The 18828-nt window shown below is 33.2% G+C and carries 15 protein-coding genes; 7 read left to right on the forward strand and 8 right to left on the reverse strand.

Annotated features, from left to right (window positions below):
• Positions 1 to 17: 17 nt before the first annotated feature.
• From ACNC7R_RS20625 to ACNC7R_RS20645, 5 genes are all read right to left on the reverse strand, one after another.
• Positions 18 to 215: a hypothetical protein gene (locus ACNC7R_RS20625; protein WP_110305941.1), complete on the reverse strand. Its 198-nt coding sequence runs from the start codon at positions 213 to 215 to the stop codon at positions 18 to 20.
• A 4-nt stretch (positions 216 to 219) separates the two neighbouring features.
• The gene (locus ACNC7R_RS20630; protein ID WP_417942896.1) at positions 220 to 870 is read right to left on the reverse strand and encodes a hypothetical protein; all 651 of its coding nucleotides are present in this window, start codon (positions 868 to 870) and stop codon (positions 220 to 222) included.
• The gene (locus ACNC7R_RS20635; RefSeq protein WP_417942897.1) at positions 863 to 3976 is read right to left on the reverse strand and encodes an HsdM family class I SAM-dependent methyltransferase; all 3114 of its coding nucleotides are present in this window, start codon (positions 3974 to 3976) and stop codon (positions 863 to 865) included. Before ACNC7R_RS20635 ends, ACNC7R_RS20630 begins: the two co-directional genes overlap by 8 nt.
• 140 nt (positions 3977 to 4116) lie before the next feature.
• Positions 4117 to 5358, reverse strand: a complete 1242-nt coding sequence (gene odhB / locus ACNC7R_RS20640) for a 2-oxoglutarate dehydrogenase complex dihydrolipoyllysine-residue succinyltransferase (protein ID WP_417942898.1) — start codon at positions 5356 to 5358, stop codon at positions 4117 to 4119.
• A 91-nt stretch (positions 5359 to 5449) separates the two neighbouring features.
• Complete coding sequence (locus ACNC7R_RS20645) at positions 5450 to 8227, reverse strand: 2-oxoglutarate dehydrogenase E1 component (RefSeq protein ID WP_417942899.1); 2778 nt, start codon at positions 8225 to 8227, stop codon at positions 5450 to 5452.
• Positions 8228 to 8345: 118 nt separating this feature from the next.
• On the opposite strand from ACNC7R_RS20645, the gene ACNC7R_RS20650 reads away from it, so the two are divergent.
• Together ACNC7R_RS20650 and ACNC7R_RS20655 are read left to right on the forward strand one after the other, a co-directional pair.
• Positions 8346 to 8900, forward strand: coding sequence for a hypothetical protein (locus ACNC7R_RS20650; protein ID WP_417942900.1), 555 nt, complete (start codon positions 8346 to 8348; stop codon positions 8898 to 8900).
• Positions 8901 to 8932: 32 nt separating this feature from the next.
• A complete protein-coding gene (locus tag ACNC7R_RS20655) occupies positions 8933 to 9139 on the forward strand; it encodes a hypothetical protein (RefSeq protein ID WP_417942901.1) in 207 nt (68 codons plus the stop codon).
• A 178-nt stretch (positions 9140 to 9317) separates the two neighbouring features.
• On the opposite strand, the gene ACNC7R_RS20660 is transcribed toward ACNC7R_RS20655, so the two are convergent.
• From ACNC7R_RS20660 to ACNC7R_RS20670, 3 genes are all read right to left on the reverse strand, one after another.
• The gene (locus ACNC7R_RS20660; protein ID WP_417943204.1) at positions 9318 to 9671 is read right to left on the reverse strand and encodes a hypothetical protein; all 354 of its coding nucleotides are present in this window, start codon (positions 9669 to 9671) and stop codon (positions 9318 to 9320) included.
• Between the two features lie 94 nt (positions 9672 to 9765).
• Complete coding sequence (locus ACNC7R_RS20665) at positions 9766 to 10470, reverse strand: hypothetical protein (protein WP_417942902.1); 705 nt, start codon at positions 10468 to 10470, stop codon at positions 9766 to 9768.
• A 10-nt stretch (positions 10471 to 10480) separates the two neighbouring features.
• Positions 10481 to 11455, reverse strand: coding sequence for a polyprenyl synthetase family protein (locus tag ACNC7R_RS20670; RefSeq protein WP_417942903.1), 975 nt, complete (start codon positions 11453 to 11455; stop codon positions 10481 to 10483).
• Between the two features lie 247 nt (positions 11456 to 11702).
• Between ACNC7R_RS20670 and ACNC7R_RS20675 the strand changes: the two genes are divergently transcribed.
• The 5 genes from ACNC7R_RS20675 to ACNC7R_RS20695 all read left to right on the forward strand — a co-directional run bounded on the left by ACNC7R_RS20675 (position 11703) and on the right by ACNC7R_RS20695 (position 18660).
• Positions 11703 to 12224 (forward strand): YceI family protein, encoded by a 522-nt coding sequence (locus ACNC7R_RS20675; RefSeq protein WP_417942904.1) that lies wholly within the window; start codon positions 11703 to 11705, stop codon positions 12222 to 12224.
• Positions 12225 to 12329: 105 nt separating this feature from the next.
• Positions 12330 to 12926, forward strand: coding sequence for a TetR/AcrR family transcriptional regulator (locus ACNC7R_RS20680; RefSeq protein ID WP_417942905.1), 597 nt, complete (start codon positions 12330 to 12332; stop codon positions 12924 to 12926).
• Positions 12927 to 12945: 19 nt separating this feature from the next.
• Positions 12946 to 14280 (forward strand): TolC family protein, encoded by a 1335-nt coding sequence (locus tag ACNC7R_RS20685; protein ID WP_417942906.1) that lies wholly within the window; start codon positions 12946 to 12948, stop codon positions 14278 to 14280.
• A gap of 9 nt (positions 14281 to 14289) precedes the next feature.
• Positions 14290 to 15357: an efflux RND transporter periplasmic adaptor subunit gene (locus ACNC7R_RS20690; protein ID WP_417942907.1), complete on the forward strand. Its 1068-nt coding sequence runs from the start codon at positions 14290 to 14292 to the stop codon at positions 15355 to 15357.
• A gap of 126 nt (positions 15358 to 15483) precedes the next feature.
• Positions 15484 to 18660 carry an efflux RND transporter permease subunit gene (locus ACNC7R_RS20695; protein ID WP_417942908.1) on the forward strand — a complete coding sequence of 1059 codons (3177 nt, stop codon included), beginning with the start codon at positions 15484 to 15486 and terminating at the stop codon, positions 18658 to 18660.
• Positions 18661 to 18828: the final 168 nt, after the last annotated feature.

Raw genomic sequence — 18828 nt, forward strand, 5'->3', positions numbered from 1 at the left:
TTCAAAACTCCAAACCATTAAATTTTGAATGTTCCCAGATGTAAAGTCTTATATTCATCCGAATAAACATGAATTTCATAACCATCCGAAAGATTTCTCGACCAAACTAACTTATTTACTGAGATAAAATAATTATACCATTTTCTTTCCCCTAAAATTTTAAGGTTAAGTTTATTAGTTCCTACAGCTTTTAATATTTTATTTTCTATTATCATACCATTAATTTGAGAATTCAAAAAACAAATGTTTTAGAACCTTTTGAGAATGTTTTGTCTCAAATATTTTATGATTATCAATAAACTTACTTTTATGTAGGATCATTTCAGAGTCATTTTTACATGAACTAATTTTAGCATTTACTTTGTCAATGATATTTTCTAATGAACCATTTACAATGTAGCCCAACATACAACCATTTTTTTCTTTAAAATGTCCTGTCAGAAATCTATCAATACCTTTAGTAATATATTCTTTCTGTTGTTGAGAAGCATTTACTTTGCTTCCGTTTGATTTATTCCATTGTGAAGAAGAAATATTTTTTGCTTCAATGATATAATTTAACCTTATTTCGTTTGACCAAACATTATGAAATCTAATATCAATTGGATTTGCTTCGTCTGCTGATTTCAAACCATTATCAATTTCATCATCCTCCAATTCTTCTTCTTTTGTAATAATCATTTCATATTTTAAAGCTACATCGCACTTATTCATTAAACTTACTAAATGAGAGGAAAAAGTTTTCTCTTCCCAATCTTTTGAATATGACTTATTCTTTATAGAATCATTATATGATTTAACCAAAACTGTTAAACATTTCGATTCAAAGCTTTCATTTACTTTCTGTATTATAAAATTGCTTTTAGCCATTCCCGTTAGCTATTTCAACTAATAAAGATTTACAATCCTCCATAGCAGCAGTTTGACTCCAAAAACGTCTTTGATTTGGTTTTATGATATAAACATCATTATTATCATAATAGTTTAGTTTTTTTCTAAAATATAAATTTTGAGCTTCTTCTTCCCAAAGTTTTTCATCTAAAATTTTTAACTCTTTATATATATCTTCTTTTGATTCGAAAACAGGTTTTTCTTCATTCCCAAATGATATTTTAACTAAATACAATGGGCAATTTCTATTGATATCATAAATTGTTGCAGACGCTTTTAAATCAACATCATCCAACCAATTATTTAGTCCTTTTGTTAATCTATTACTATAAATATTGATTTCATTAACTGGTAAAACAGCTTTAGAATTTTCTTTCTTTTCAAACAAATCCAAACTATAATCAAGCGTATCTTTAATTATAATTTGCTCATCTTCTGTCAATTTAAGAATATCATTAAAAATGATTTGATCAATTTGTTTTTCTAAATGAAGAATATCCGTTTTTGAACCATTCTGTTCATCAGATTTTTTTATAGCGAAAATTTTATCAAATAAATTTACTAAAGTGAATTTAACATTTTCATTTATTGTATATGGTAAAGTAAGAAACTCATTTTTCATAATTTGTTCCCGTTCTATTCCATAGGAAGAAATAGTTAAGAAAAGCAAATATGAGCTAATTTTAGAATTTAGCAATGCTGTTAATGCTTTTAAATAATCTTCATTCTTATCTAAAGAATAAAACCCATATACCCCATCTCTAAAAGTACAAATCTCATCTAAATAAGAAGCACAAATTTGATTGTCATTCAACCCTTTTTTTAACATCAAATGAGGTGAAAAATACGCATCTAAATCTCCTAATCTTCTGAAAATATTTATATTTTGAAGTTTAACATCTTCTTTTAAAAAATTGTCAATCCCATAAAATAATTTCGCTTTAATGGTTTTAATTGAAGAATTAATACCTTTTAAATTAGAGCTATTAGATGTAAATCTTTCTATATAATCAGCATCTAAATATTTATTTTCTGAGATAAATATATTTTCCTTAGGCTTGTCTTTTTTGTTTGTCAATAATTGAAACCCTACACCATTTTTAATATTATTCTTTCGTAAATCACTTTTTAACGATTTATTTTTAAACAATTTTTCAATTAACTCAAAATCAAAATAACTTCCCCACATTGCTATTTTCCAGATTTTAGTATCTTTCTTTTCGCATTCAATCCTTGGTAAATGCTTTTCATCTGATGAATCAACAACAATTCCTTCTAGAACATCATTTTTAATGTAAGTTTTAGGAGCATAATAAGTAATTGTATCCTTTGGATTCTCTGGGTCTTCTTTTTGATAAAAAATAATACTTATTGGACCAACGGCTGAGCCAAAAAGTTGTCCGCCAGAAAATTTTGGAGCTTTCCTTAGAATTGAAAAATTATATATTTTTTCAACATAATTTTCATTGAACAACCACTGTCTAAAATTTTGATAAGTTCCACCTGTATTCGTTAAAACTTTAGTATTGAAAATTAAAGCAATTTCACCTTTTGGTGCTAATAAAGGAGCTTTGTGCATAAATGGCAAAACCATTTCTTGAGCAAAATTTTGTTTTTTACAATAATTTATAATTGATGGTAATAACTTTTTTGTCCCAAATGGGGGATTTCCAACTACTAATTGAAAATTTTGCAATTCTGATATTTCAAAATCAGAGATAGTATCTCTTTTAAAAAGATTATACCCCTGTTCATTTAAAGTTGAGTCCTCTGGATCGTTTATTAAATAAGGAAATTTAATATTCCCATTCCACCAACCTGTCTTTGGGTCTAGATTGTCCAACAACGCTAAATACAAACTAAATGCCGCAACTTTAATTGATTTTGGTTCAATTTCAATCCCGAAAATATTATCTTTTAGAATCTTTACTAGGATATCGAAATCCGTTAACTTTTTTTGGTATTTGTTTTCATAACGTTTTACTAAACGCTTAAAACTTTGAACCAAAAATATTCCTGAACCACAACTTGGGTCAAGTGTTTTTATATTATAATTTGTTTCGTCATTTTTGGTAGATAATTTTTCATTAAGAATTAATTCAACCAATGATGGCGGTGTATAGAAAGTCCCTGAATCCTTTTTACCTTTCTGATCTAATTCAGATAAAAAGTTTTCATAAATCTCACTTAATAACTCAATTCGAATAATACTAAAGTCAAATAATCTCCAATTTTCATAAAATTCTAATTGCTTACTATTACTATAGCCATTTGTAAAACATTTTTTTATCAGTTCCAAATGTTCGAAAGTAACGATCTCCTTTTCATTTTCTTCAACTGTAAAAAGACTTCCATTAAAGTCCTCCGCTAATTTTTTGAATAACTCATAAGTATGATTAGGATCATGGAGAATTTCAAAATAAGATTTTGCATCAAGGTTAAACTGTTCGTAAAAATCCTTGGAAGTTGCGCCTCTATCTTCTAAATACAAAAGAAACAAAGAACGCATAACCAATTTATGAATCAATTCCTTGTCTTTTAATCCAAATTTTTCGAGTTCTTTGGAAACATTAACTAAACTTTGAATTAAATATTTATCTACTCTATTTTGAAGATTTATTTTTTTCTTTATCTCATTCGCTTCGACTGAAGACCAAATAAAACCAGTATCAATAGCAATCCTTGAAAAAAGATTATTTAATGTTATAAGCTTTGATTTATCTGTTTCATCACAAGAAAAAAGTTCAAGATTTTGAAGTTCTTTTTCGAAATTAATTTTTTCGTCATTTACATTATATCCAAATGGTTTTTCAGAACAATTATAAATTCTGATTTCAGTTTTAGTATAAACATATAAAAATAAAACTTTTTGAAAATTCCAACAAGTATGTTGAATTTCAGCAATCAATTTTAATGTTTGTAAATCAAAAGACTCTACTTCTTTTAAGAAAAGAGCGGGCTGTCCTTCATTTGCATACACTTTAATGTTTCCAAATTTCCCAATATCAAAAATCTTAATATCAATTTCCTTGCAATCCTTTGCAAAGTCATGAAAATCGAGTTGTTGAAAAATGGAATTTGACATTATTTGGGTTTTAAACAAAAATATGATTTAAAAAAATATTTCCGTATATATACGGAAAAATATATCAAGAATGATATGAACAAAAAAAATCTCGTTTACAGAAATAAACGAGATTTTTTAAAATATATTTTTAGAATGTATTACAACTCCAATGCTCTTTTAGCATCTCCGTTCATCAATAATTCTACTGGATTTTCTAAAGCTTCTTTAACAGCCACTAAGAAACCAACTGACTCACGTCCATCGATAATTCTGTGGTCATAAGAAAGAGCTACGTACATCATTGGGTGAATTTCAACTTTACCGTTTACAGCGATTGGACGCTCGATAATGTTGTGCATTCCTAAGATTCCAGACTGTGGAGGGTTGATAATTGGAGTAGACAACATAGATCCGAAAACACCACCATTTGTAATTGTGAAAGTTCCTCCAGTCATATCGTCAACAGTGATTTGCCCGTCACGTGCTCTTAAAGCCAGTCTTTTGATTTCAGCTTCGATGCCACGGAAAGTTAAGTTCTCAGCATTACGAACAACAGGAACCATTAATCCTTTTGGCCCGGAAACTGCAATAGAAATATCACAGAAATCGTAGTTGATTTTGTAATCACCATCCATCATTGAGTTAACATCTGGATATAATTGTAACGCTCTTGTAACTGCTTTTGTAAAGAATGACATAAAACCTAAACCAAGACCTCCATGCTTAGCCTTGAATGCATCTTTGTATTCGTTACGAATGTTGTTGATTGGTGTCATGTTTACTTCGTTGAAAGTAGTCAGCATAGCCGTTTCATTTTTAGCTGAAACTAATCTTTCTGCTACTTTACGACGCAACATAGATAATTTTACACGCTCAGTTCCACGGCTTCCTCCAGTTGGAGTTCCCATAGAAGGTACTGCATTTACAGCATCATCTTTAGTGATTCTTCCACCTTTACCTGTTCCTGAAACTGATGCAGGAGCGATATTTTTCTCGTCTAATATTTTTCTTGCTGCCGGAGAAGGAGTTCCTGCTGCATAGCTTGTTGCTGCCGGAGCCTGAACTGGTTCTGCTTTTGGAGCCTCAGCTTTTACTTCTGTTTTTGGAGCTTCAGCCTTAGGAGCCTCTGCTGCTGGTGCAGCTGCTGAACCATCTGGTTTTGCAGCGCTTGTGTCAATTAAACAAACTATAGCCCCTACTGCTACTGTATCGCCTTCTTCCGCTTTTAGCGTAATTATTCCGCTCATTTCAGCAGGCAATTCAAGAGTAGCTTTGTCTGAATCAACTTCAGCAATCGCCTGATCTTTTTCTACATAATCGCCGTCTTTTACTAACCAAGTTGCAATTTCAACTTCTTTTATTGACTCCCCTGGTGATGGGACTTTCATTTCTAAAATCATCTTTGTTTTTGTTTAAGGTTTTTATGGTTTCACGTTTCACATTTCAGGTCATTAAACTTGAAACTTGAAACATAAAACTTGAAACATTTTTTTATCTGAATAAATTTTTATCGAATACCATTCTGATTGCATCTGCATGACGGCGTTTTGCACGTGTATAACTTCCGGCTGCCGGAGCAGAATATGCTTTTAATGAAGCTAATCTCCATTTTACAAGATCAAAGTTCATTAACATAAAGCTGTAAGCTCCCATGTTTTTAGGTTCTTCCTGTGCCCAAACGTAATCATCTGCTTTTGGATATTTTGCAATGATTTCTTTGATTTGATCAACAGGGAAAGGGAATAATTGCTCGATACGAACAACTGCAACGTCATTTCTTCCGTTGTTTTCTCTTTCAGCAACAATATCGTAGTAGAATTTACCTGTACAGAAAACTAAAGTTTTAACTTTCTTTTTATCTACTGTACTGTCATCAATAGTTTCCTGAAAACTTCCATTTGCTAATTCATCTACTGAAGAAACGCATCTTGGATCACGCAATAAACTTTTTGGAGAGAAAACTACCAAAGGTTTACGGAAATTCGTTTTCATTTGTCTTCTCAACAGGTGGAAGAAGTTTGCTGGTGTTGTACAATCAGCAACATACATATTGTGTCTTGCACAAAGCTGTAAATAACGTTCCATTCTTGCTGAAGAGTGCTCAGCCCCCTGCCCTTCATATCCGTGTGGCAATAATAAAACAATACCGTTTTGGTTGTTCCACTTATCTTCACCACAAGAAATATACTGGTCAATCATAATTTGTGCTCCATTAGAGAAATCTCCAAATTGTGCTTCCCAGATTGTTAAAGATTTCGGGTTTGCCAAAGCATAACCGTAATCAAATCCTAAAACTCCGTATTCTGATAAAAGAGAGTTGAATACACCAAAGTTTCCTTTCTTATTTTCGATGCTGTTCAATAAAATTACTTCTTCTTCAGAATCTTCAACTTTAACCACAGCATGACGGTGAGAGAAGGTACCACGCTCCACATCCTGACCTGAAATTCTGACATCAAATCCTTCTGTTAAAAGAGAACCGTAAGCTAAAGCCTCTGCTGTTCCCCAGTCAAGTGTATTATTGTCGTAACCAACTTTTCTATCAGATACAATTTTATTGATTTTGTTAATAAATTTTTTATCAGAAGGTAAAGTAGAAATGGTATTGATAATAGAATCCAGCCCTTCTTTAGGGAAAGTAGTATCCACTTTTTTCAACATTACATCATCAGAAACCTGTTGGAAACCTTTCCATTCATTTTGCATGAACGGAGTAATAATTGTTAATGCTTTTTTACGGGATGCTTCTAAATTTTGTTCAAGATCAGCTTTGTATTCTTTCTCAATTGTATTTACATAATTGGCATCAATAACGCTTTCTGATAAAAGCTTTTCAGCATAAATATCTCTCGGATTTTGATGTTTTGCAATGATTTTATATAAAACCGGCTGTGTAAAACGAGGCTCATCACCTTCGTTATGACCGTATTTTCTGTATCCTAATAAATCGATAAATACGTCACGTCCAAATTCCATTCTGTAATCTAATGCAAAAGATACTGCGTGTACAACAGCTTCTGCATCATCTGCATTTACATGTAATACAGGCGAAAGGGTTACTTTTGCAACATCTGTACAATACGTTGATGAACGGGCGTCTAAATAGTTTGTTGTAAACCCAACCTGATTGTTGATTACGATATGAATGGTACCTCCGGTTTTATAACCGTCTAATTGTGCCATCTGGATGATTTCATAAAGCAAACCTTGTCCTGCAATTGCTGCATCTCCGTGAACGGCGATTGGTAATACTTTTGAGAAATCATCAGCGTAATATTTATCTTGTTTTGCTCTTGTGATTCCTTCAATTACTGCTCCAACCGTTTCTAAGTGCGAAGGGTTTGGCGCCAAATTGATATTGATGCTTTTTCCTGATCTTGTTTTTTTGTCGGCAGTAAGACCTAAATGATACTTTACGTCGCCGTCAAAATATTCCTGATCGTAATCTTTACCGTCAAATTCGCTAAAGATATCCTGAGTAGATTTTCCGAAGATGTTTGCCAAAACGTTCAAACGACCACGATGTGCCATTCCCATTACAAACTGCTCTACTCCTTTTTCAGCTGCTTTTTCGATTAGGGCATCCAAAGCAGGAATAATGGTTTCACCACCCTCTAATGAAAATCGTTTTTGACCTACATATTTAGTATGCAAAAAGTTTTCGAAAGAAACGGCTTCATTTAATTTATTAAGAATAGTTTGTTTTTCCTCTATTGAGAAATTAGGCTGATTGTTGTTCACACCTAATTTATCCTGAATCCATTTCACAACACCAGGGTTCCTGATGTACATATATTCAACACCAATATGCTGGCAGTAAATTGCTTTAAGACGGGCAATGATATCCTGCAGAGAGCAAGGAGCAACACCAATAACCTTTGCAGCATCAAAAACTGTAGAAAGATCAGCAGTTGTTAGTCCAAAGTTTTCAATATCCAAAGTTGGCGATGAAGTTCTGCGATCACGAACCGGATTTGTTTTAGTAAACAAATGACCACGTGTGCGATAGCCATCAATTAATTTTAAAACGTTAAATTCTTTTTGTAATTTTTCAGAAACTTTACTGTAATCTGTGTTATCGCCAGTTGTTACATACTCAACAATCTGCTGCACAGGATTTTCGTCATTGTAAGTAGTCATTCCAAAGTCAAAACCCTGAAAAAAACTTCTCCAGCTTGGCTCAACGCTGTCTGGATTAACTAAATATTGATCGTATAATTGTGCAAAAAACTCGGTATGCGCTGCATTTAGAAATGAAAACCTATCCATAATATTTGAGTGAATATACTTTTTGTTATATAGAAAGGCAAAAGTACAACAAACGATATTATTTAAATGATTTTTTTACGTACTTTTACGTAAAAATTTGTTAAAAATAGCGCAAACTATGAAGAAAATTCATCTTTCAATCGTTTTCAAGTCATTTTTTGTGATTTTGATTAGCCTTTTTTCAAATCTTATAATTGCGCAGGAAGAAAACAATGTAATCGATAACAATCAAGATTTTTGGCAAAAAGTTCAGTTTGGTGGCGGATTGGGTCTTGGATTTGGTTCCGGATATACTGATATTTCCGTAATGCCGAGTGCCATTTATAACATCAACGAAATTGTAGCTGTTGGTGCCGGACTGCAATTTGGTTACCTTTCTTCTAAAAATTACTATAGTTCCTATGTTTACGGGGGAAGTATTATAGGCTTAGTAAATCCAATTCCTGAAGTTCAGCTTTCTGTCGAGCTTGAACAAGTACGTGTAAACACCGATTATAAAGCAACCAATGTAAATCCTGCTTTTTCTGATAATTACTGGAATACAGCTTTGTTTTTAGGAGCCGGTTACAGATCCGGAAGCGTAACCATAGGCGGTCGTTATGATGTTCTATTTAACAGCAAAAGAAGCCTTTACGGATCTGCATTTATGCCTTTTGTGAGGGTTTATTTTTAAGTTTCTGAAGTTATCAATTAAAGTTCATAATCATGATTAAAATAAATTATAAAATTCAATTTGTACTTTTTGCCATTTGCTTATTCTTTATTGGTTTAGGTATGTTTCAAACGTTAGATCAAGGTTTAAAAAAAGGTATTGATCTTTTTTGGCAAATTTCTCACTTTGTTCCATTTGTTATGGGAGCGATTATTTTTGGTGCTAATATATTCACTAAACGCATTGAAAAGTTCAGATAGGTGAATTATTAATTATCTAAAAATGGATTTTTTTTATCAATTGACTGAGAGATTCACCGCTAATAACAAAGTTAAGAACTGTAAATTGAAATATTCAGAGGAATACATTTTACACACTCATCCATATTTTTTGCTAAATAAAGCCTAAAAAATTATAGCATTGTGATAACTCAATAATTTATTTGTAGAAATTCCGAAACCAAACCTTCTGCCATTCTCTCTTTAAAATTAAAAAGGAAACCTGTTCAGCAAGACCAACTAAATCTGATCCGTCAAGCTGTTTGATTTCGTTTTCCGGAACATCAATTATGTAGAGCAAATTCAGATATTCAGCAAATTTATACTGAATCATTCGGTAGATTTTTTCGTGAAGCTGGATTTTTAATTCGTCCGGAGTGATGCTCAGCGGAAAATCAATTCCTTCATTTGCCAGATTAAAATCTTTATTGAGCTGCTCAATTAACTTCATGTATAAAGAATCTTTTTGAGCTTCTTCGAACAATAAATCGGTATTTAACGGCGAAACATACATAGGTTTTATAATTTCAAAATTCAAATTCAATGGCAAAAATCAATGATCATTTCAAAAATTTAATTCAATTACAATCTATATTGGTTTTTAATTTTCAGTAATCTACTATTTTAGACAAAAGGACATCCCCGCCTGCATAGAAAAATACAGCCCCCATGGGCGGATTGGCAGCCGGTATCAATCCAAAGGTTTTGGGCACCCATTTCCAGCATTGAAAATAAGTCCCCACAAGCTCAATAAATATAGCACAAAGGGCAATGAAATAATATAAATTCTGCCATTTTTTTCTCTTTAGGATCAAAAAGAAAAAAACTCCAAAGAGTAATGAGAAAATATCTTTGAGAAATATTCCAACAGTTAAAAACAGTAATGCAAATCCAATTGCAAAATATTTTCGAAGAAGATTATCGTTTTTAACCGCCCATTGTGTATGAGCAAAAACATAACCTGAAGCATAAACAATGGCATGCCCTAAAGGTACATATAATGGAATAACCCTTGTCCTGTAATGATACATCCCAAGTAAAGTGCAAAAAATCAGTTCTCCTATATAAGACAAAAAAACCATTACGAACATGAGTTTCCTCAGATAAGAACCTGAAAACCAAAAAAATAACAAAAAATAAAGTATCACTAAAACATTTGTGATTTGCCTGCCGTCAAAATAATTTTCATTAAAAGAAACACTGTCAATCCCTAAAGCAAAAAGAGTAAAAAGAAGAAAAGATACGGCAAAAAAAAGCTGCATTTGCGCATTTTCATTTCTGTCGGTAAAAAATTTGTTTATTAAGGCATCCATCATTTGAATATTAAACCTTTCTGCCCATTAGATTTTCGCCAAAAGTCTTCAGGATCTTTTTCTTTTCTGCGCTGATATCCATTTTTTCAAGGGTTTCAAAGGCCTTAAAAGTGTACATTTCTATGGCTTTTTGAGTAGCTTCTGATGCACCTGATTCGTTAAAAATCGCTTTGGCCTTTTCTATTTTATCAGTGTTTTGATCCAGCTGTAAAGTGAATAATTTTTGCAATTCTGCCGCTTTTTCAGGAGCAGAGAACTCTATTGCTTTTAAGTACAAATAGGTTTTTTTATTTTCGATAATATCTCCACCTACTTGTTTTCCAAAAGTTTCCGGATCTCCAAAAGCGTCTAAATAATCATCCTGGAGCTGAAAGGCCAATCCTAAATTCAGTCCGAAATCATAAATTAAATCGGCTTCTCTTCCAGAAGTTTTTGCTACAATTGCCCCCATTTTCATGGCAGCCGCAACCAAAACAGCTGTTTTATACTCAATCATTTTCATATATTCAGGAATAGTAACATCTGAGCGTGACTCAAAATCTACATCCCATTGCTGACCTTCACATACTTCCAGTGCCGTTTTACTGAAAAGCTTTGCTAAATCCCTGAAAATTTCCGGTTCGTATTGCTCAAAGTATTGATACGCCAGGATAAGCATGGCATCTCCGGATAGAATTCCCGTATTAATATTCCATTTTTCATGCACGGTTTCTTTTCCTCTTCGCAAGGGTGCATCATCCATGATATCATCATGAACCAAAGAGAAGTTATGAAAAACCTCTACCGCCATTGCAGCGGGAAGAGCTGTTTGATAATCGGCATCAAAAACTTCCGAAGCCATTAAAGTTAGTATTGGACGCATCCGTTTTCCGCCAAGTCCTAAAATATATTCAATAGGTTCATAAAGGTTTTGAGGCTCTTTGCTAATGTTTTGGCTTTTTAGATAATTAATAAAAAAATCCTGATACTGGCTAATATGGTGCATAAAATGAAAATCTGATTAACGAGCTCAAAGATACAATTCAAATGTGAAATTATTACGGTCAAAAATTTAATTCCTTAAGAGGATTTAAATCTTATTTATCCATGCTGCTTTGAACTTCTAAAAATTATTTTAAAAAAACATGGAAACTTTTTTGGTGTTTTAAGTTTCCTTTTTATATTTGCACCGGAAACTTAAAACACCAAAAAAGTTTCCGATAAGAAACAGGCAATTTACAAATCAAGTATTTATGAAAACAACATGGACTTTAGATTCAAGCCAGTCGGATGTTTTAATTAAAATGAGACATTCGATTATTGCTTATTTAGGAGGAACTACAAATAAATTTGACGGTTATGTAAACATAGAAGACAATGAAATTGAAGATGCATCTGTTGAGTTTTCATTAGACATAAACAACAAAAATGACAGTTTTCAACAAATTGATTCTAACTTACAGTTAAATGATTTTTTTAACGTGAATGAGCATCCGATTATCCGTTTCAAATCGACATCTTTTCAAAAAGTGAATCATAATATCAATTTTTTTAAAGGTGATTTAACCATAAAAGATGTGACAAAAGTAGTAGAACTTGATGCAGAATTTATTGGAGTTAACACTTATAATGGGGAGAAAAAGGTCGCTTTTGAAATTAAAGGAGATATTAAACGCGAGGATTTTGGTCTGGATTATAATTCATTTAATCACAATGGAGGTTTAGCTCTTGGAAGAGATATCAAGCTGATTGCAAATTTAGAATTCAGTATATAAATCTTAGTCCAAAATAATTTGGCGTAAAATTATTACAATTATAACGGAAACTTTTTATTTGACTTTAGTTTCCTTTTTATATTTGTAATGCAATTTGAAAGTAAAATGAAAGAGAAAATTATTTCAAAAGCAAGTGAATTATTTTTGAAACTAGGTTTCAAAAGCATCACAATGGATGACATCGCTAGCGAAATGTGCATTTCTAAAAAAACTATTTATAAATACTTCTGTAACAAAGAGGTGTTGATAGAACAAAGTATTGAAGTGTTGCATAAAGAGGTACATCAAAGCATTGATGAAATAGTAAGAAAAGATTACAATGCTATTGAAGAAAATTTTGAAATTCGAAAAATGTTCAAAGAAATGTTCAATACCGGAGAAACCTCTCCAATGTATCAGTTAAAAAAACATTACTCTGAAACCTACAACAAACTAGTTAACAGAGAGATAAACGAATGCAATACATTTTTTAAGCAAAATATCGAAAAAGGAATCCGAGAAGGATTTTACCGATCAGAAATACCCATAGATAAATATGTGAAATTTTATTACACATTGATCTTTGAGATAAATGGAAATACGATTTCTGAAAAAGAGGCACAAGATTTAGAATTAGAAGCACTTGAATACCACACCAGAGCAATGTCGACTCCCTTAGGGATTCTAGAATTAGAAAAACAACTTAAAAAAATTACCAATTAATCGTCAATCTATAAACTATATGAAACAAATAATTCTACTATTTTTGTGTACAATTGGTCTGTCGGCCAATGCACAAGTCACAACCTTAACCCTAAAAGATGCTGTAACGTATGCGCTTCAGAATAAAGCCGACGCAAAAAAAGCAAAATTGGAGGTTGAAAACAGCCAATACCAGATTCAGGAGGCTCGCTCTCGTGCACTACCACAAATTTCTGCAAATGGTAATTTAACATATAATCCTGTCCTCCAGACAACGGTTATTGACGGAGCCGCATTTAATGCTCCTGGCACTACAATTCAGGCCGCTTTTGGTCAAAAATGGACATCAACTGCAGGAGTTTCGTTAACTCAGGCTTTATTTGACCTTTCCGTTTTTACTGGTTTGAAAGCAGCAAAATCAACCCGCCAGTTTTATCAGATCAATGACCAGTTAACAGAAGAGCAGGTCATTGAAAGAGTAGCTAACAACTATTATCAGGTATATGTTCAACGCCAGAAACTAATTTTACTGGACAGTAATTATGTTAATACAACAAAAGTTCGAGACATTATTAAAGGACAGTTTGATAACGGACTGGCAAAAAAAATTGACTTAGACAGGGTAAATGTAAAACTATCAAACATTAGCACACAGCGCCAGCAAATTTTGAACGCAGTACAATTACAGGAAAATGCTTTAAAGTTTTATATTGGTATGCCTATGGAAACGCAAATTGAGATTCCACAATCTGAATTTGAAGTGACCCCAGCAGCTTTAAGTGAGGCTCCTAATACCGCAAACAGAACAGAATATTTGCTTTTGAAAAAACAGGAAGAGTTATTGATGTTCCAAAAAAAATCTGTTGAAGCTGAATATTACCCTACCCTTTCTTTATCTGCAGGATATAATTATATAGGACAGGGGCCTGAAATGCCCTGGTTTGCTAAACCTGCTGATGGCGTTTACTGGTCAGATTACTCTTCAATCGGATTAAATTTGAGAGTACCCATTTTTACAGGATTCGGAACCCGCTCTAGAGTAAGACAAGCTGATGTAAAAATCAGAACGCTACAGGAAAACATTAAAGATACACAGCTTTCCTTAGACCTAGAATATAAAAATGCAAAGACCCAAATAGAGAATAGTTTAATTACAATAGAAAATCAAAGAAAAAATATGACTTTGGCAGGAGAGATCCTGAGTAATACCAAAAACAATTATCTACAGGGACTTGCATCATTAACTGACTTATTAGATGCTGAAAATGCATCGATAGAAGCACAAAACAATTATACGGCAGCTATATTAGATTACAAATTAGCTGAAGTAGCACTAATTAAATCAAAAGGCGAACTAAAAACTCTTATTAAATAACTAATTACAATGAAGAAAATAATTATAACAATCGTAATCATAGCCATAGCCTTTTTCGGGATTAGCTTTATTTTAAATAAAAACAAATCAGAAAATGAGGCTAAGACAGCAATCGTAGCCGAGAAAAACGCTGCTGTTTCTGTAAAAGTGGCAACAGTAAAAACAGAAAATGTTAATCTTGGATTTACTGCTAACGGAAATTTTATGCCAATCCAGGAATTAACTTTCTCTGCTGAAAAATCAGGAAAAGTAATCCGCGTTCTTGTAAAAGAAGGAGATTACGTAAGAGTTGGCCAGACTTTATTAACCATGAGAGGCGATGCAATTAATGTAAGTGCACAACAGGCTCAGGCAGTTTATCAAAATGCAAAATCAGATTATGTAAGATATGAAAATGCTTTTAAAACGGGTGGTGTTACGAAACAGCAATTAGATCAGGCAAAATTAGCTTTAGCAAATGCTGAATCTAGTTTAAAACAAGCCAATATAAATGTGGGAGATACTAAAGTTAAAGCTCCAATTAACGGATTTATCAATAAAAAATATATCGAACCGGGATCTATTTTGACAGGAATGCCTGCAACGGCTTTGTTTGACATTGTAAATGTTTCTAAATTAAAATTAACGGTTACAGTAAACGAAAGCCAGGTTGCAAGCTTAAAATTAGGAAACACAGTAAACATTACTACAAGTGTTTATCCTGATAAAACATTCTCCGGAAAAATTACTTTCATTGCTGCTAAAGCAGATGCTTCATTAAACTTTCCCGTGGAAATTGAAATTACAAACAATGCTAATAACGACTTGAAAGCAGGTATGTACGGAACGGCAAATTTTGGTTCGAACAACCAAAAACAAAACCTAAAGGTAGTGCCAAGAAATGCTTTTGTCGGAAGTGTAAGCAGTAACGAGATCTTCGTTGTTGAAAATAACGTAGCAAAATTGAAAAAAGTAGTTGCTGGAAGAATCTTAGGAGACAAAGTTGAAATTATTAACGGCTTGAATGATGGAGAAACTGTAATTATTACAGGTCAAATCAACTTACAAGACGGAAATACAGTAGAAATTATTAAATAAAAGTAATTAGTGATTCAGAGATTAGTCCTTAGCCCTTGGTTTTTAGCGCCTTGAATTAGGTAATATTAAAACGGGGAACTAAAAACTAAGGACTAATAAAAAACTAAGAACTTAATAAAAAGACATATGAAATTAGCCGAAATATCCATAAAACGTCCGTCGTTAGTAATTGTATTGTTTACAATTCTGATTCTAGGTGGATTGTTCAGCTACAGCCAATTAGGCTACGAGCTGATTCCAAAATTCGAAACCAATACTATAACGATTTCAACTGTATATGCGGGAGCCTCGCCAAGTGAGATTGAAAATACCGTTACCAAGAAAATAGAAGACGCAATTGCATCTCTGGAAAATATCAAAAAAATCGATTCGAAATCTTACGAGTCTCTTTCGGTTGTATCGATTACATTGACTTCAAATGCCAATGTTGATATTTCGATGAACGATGCGCAACGTAAAATTAATGCTATTTTAAGCGACTTGCCAGACGATGCAGACCCTCCTTCATTGACTAAGTTCTCTTTGAGTGACTTACCTATTATGACACTAGGTGCAAATGGTAAAATGGATGAAGCAGCTTTTTATGATTTGATCGATAAAAAAATTGCACCGGTTTTATCTCGTGTACAAGGAGTCGCACAGGTAAACATTATTGGTGGTCAGGAGCGTGAGATTCAGGTAAATCTTGATGCAGTTAAAATGCAAGGATATGGGCTTTCTGTTCCTCAGATTCAGCAAACTATTTTGACTTCGAATCTGGATTTCCCAACGGGTAACATCCAAACTCGTAACCAAAAAATCTTAATCCGTTTAGCGGGTAAATATAAAAATGTTGAAGAGTTAAGAAACTTAGTTGTCTCTTCTCAAAACGGAATTCAGATTCGTTTAGGTGATATTGCTGACGTTCAGGATACTCAAAAAATTGCAGAGAAAATTGCACGTGTTAATCAAAAAAGTGCCATTGTACTCCAAATTGTAAAACAATCAGATGCAAATGCCGTTGCGGTAAGTGAGCAGTTGATTAAAACAATTAAAACTTTAGAGAACGATTACAAATCGGCTCAATTAAAACTGGAAGTAGCGAAAGACAGTACAGTCTTTACCCTTGAAGCAGCAGACTCTGTTGTACACGATTTATTAATTGCGGTTATTCTGGTAGCCTTTGTAATGTTATTCTTCTTGCATAGTATTAGAAATTCATTGATTGTAATGGTATCGATCCCAGCATCTTTGATTGCAACATTTATCGGAATCTATTTATTAGGCTATACGCTTAACTTAATGTCTTTACTTGGTTTATCTCTTGTTGTTGGTATTCTTGTGGATGACGCTATCGTGGTATTGGAGAATATTTACCGACACATGGAAATGGGTAAAAGTCGAATTCGTGCGTCATATGATGGTACTGCCGAAATTGGTGCAACCGTAACTTCGATTACATTAGTGATTGTAGTAGTATTCTTGCCAATTGCCATGAGTACAGGTTTAGTATCAAACATTATTACACAATTCTGTGTTACGGTAATTATTTCTACGATGTTCTCGTTATTGGCTTCGTTTACCATTATTCCATGGTTGTCTTCACGTTTTGGAAAATTAGAGCATATTGAAGGTAAAAATCTTTTCGGAAAAGTTATTCTTGGTTTCGAAAGCTATTTAACTCGTTTTACTGACTGGGTATCAAACTTATTAAACTGGTGTTTAGACCACTATATTAAAACAATGGTTGTTATTGTGGTGATGTTCTTTGGATCGATCTTCTGGTTAATGGGAGGTGGATATATTGGAGGAGAGTTCTTCGCATCATCTGATAGTGGTGAGTTCTTAGTTCAGATTGAGATGCCAAAAGATGCTTCTTTAGAACAGACTAACTTTATGACGCAAAAAGCAGAAGCTTTCTTAAAAGGAGAAAAATATGTTTTCAGCCAGATTACAACTGTAGGACAAACCAGTGAAGGCTTAGGAGCTTCTCAGGCAACTGCTTATAAGGCTGAGATCGATGTTAAAATGATCGAGCAAAAAGACCGTACAGATGATGCAAATGTTTACGCAGCTAAAATAAAACGAAAATTAGAGAAAATATTAGTTGGTGCAAAAGTTAAAACGGTTCCTGTAGGTATCTTAGGTACTGCCGAGGATGCGACTTTAGGTTTAATTGTAACAGGTCCGAACGTAGAAAGTGCAATGAAATTTGCTAAACTTGCCGAAGCTGAATTACGTACTATTCCTGGAACAACTGAGATTAAATTAACCGTTGAGGACGGAAATCCAGAGATCAACGTTCAGGTTGACAGAGACAAAATGGCTGCTTTAGGATTAACACTTCAAACTGTTGGTCTAACCATGCAGACAGCATATAGCGGTAATACTGACGGTAAATTTAGAGCTGGAGAATACGAGTATGATATTAACATCAAATACAACGAATTTGATAGAAAAAACATAACAGACGTTAGTAACTTGATTTTCATAAACAATGCAGGTCAGCAAATTAAATTAAACCAATTTGCTACCATTACTGAAGGATCTGGACCAAGTAAATTAGAGCGTAGAGATAAAACGGCTTCTGTAACTGTACAAGGTCAAAACGTTGGGGTACCGGCAGGAACAATCGTTCAGCAATGGCAAGAAAAATTAGATAAATTAGAAAAACCAACTGGAGTTAACTACATCTGGGGTGGTGACCAAGAGAACCAATCAGAAGGATTTGGTACTTTAGGAATCGCATTATTGGCAGCTATTATTTTGGTTTACTTAGTAATGGTTGGATTATATGACAGTTTTGTTCACCCATTTGTCGTATTGTTCGCTATTCCGCTTTCGTTCATTGGAGTTTTATTCGCTTTAGCTTTAACAAACAATACGTTGAACATCTTTACCATCTTAGGGATAATAATGTTGATTGGTCTGGTGTGTAAGAATGCGATCATGCTTGTGGACTATACGAATCAGCGAAGAGCGGCTGGAGAAACAATTAGAAAAGCATTAATCCAGGCAAATCACGCTCGTTTGCGCCCAATCCTGATGACAACAATTGCGATGGTATTTGGTATGTTCCCGATTGCATTAGCATCTGGTGCTGGAGCTGAATGGAAAAACGGATTAGCATGGGTTATAATTGGAGGTTTGATTTCATCATTATTCCTTACTTTGATTGTGGTACCAGTTATCTACGATATTATGGAGAAAATTATCCGTAAATTCTCTAAAGGAGAAAAAATCGATTACGAAGCCGAAATGGTTGCTGATTATGACCATACTGAATTAAGCGAAGACGGTTTTAACCCTAAACATACGCATTAATTAATTGTTGATTTGATTTAAACCTGAAAAACCTGTTCATTCATTTGAGCAGGTTTTTCGCATTTATAGCACATACTTCTTTTTTTCTTATTTGGAATAAATAAAAATAATTTGTTTTGTATTATTTCAAGACTTAAATTTGCACTATCAAAAACAATTCTAAATAAG

Origin of the sequence: Flavobacterium adiutor, from assembly GCF_048282555.1 — a bacterium.
Classification (GTDB): Bacteria; Bacteroidota; Bacteroidia; order Flavobacteriales; family Flavobacteriaceae; genus Flavobacterium.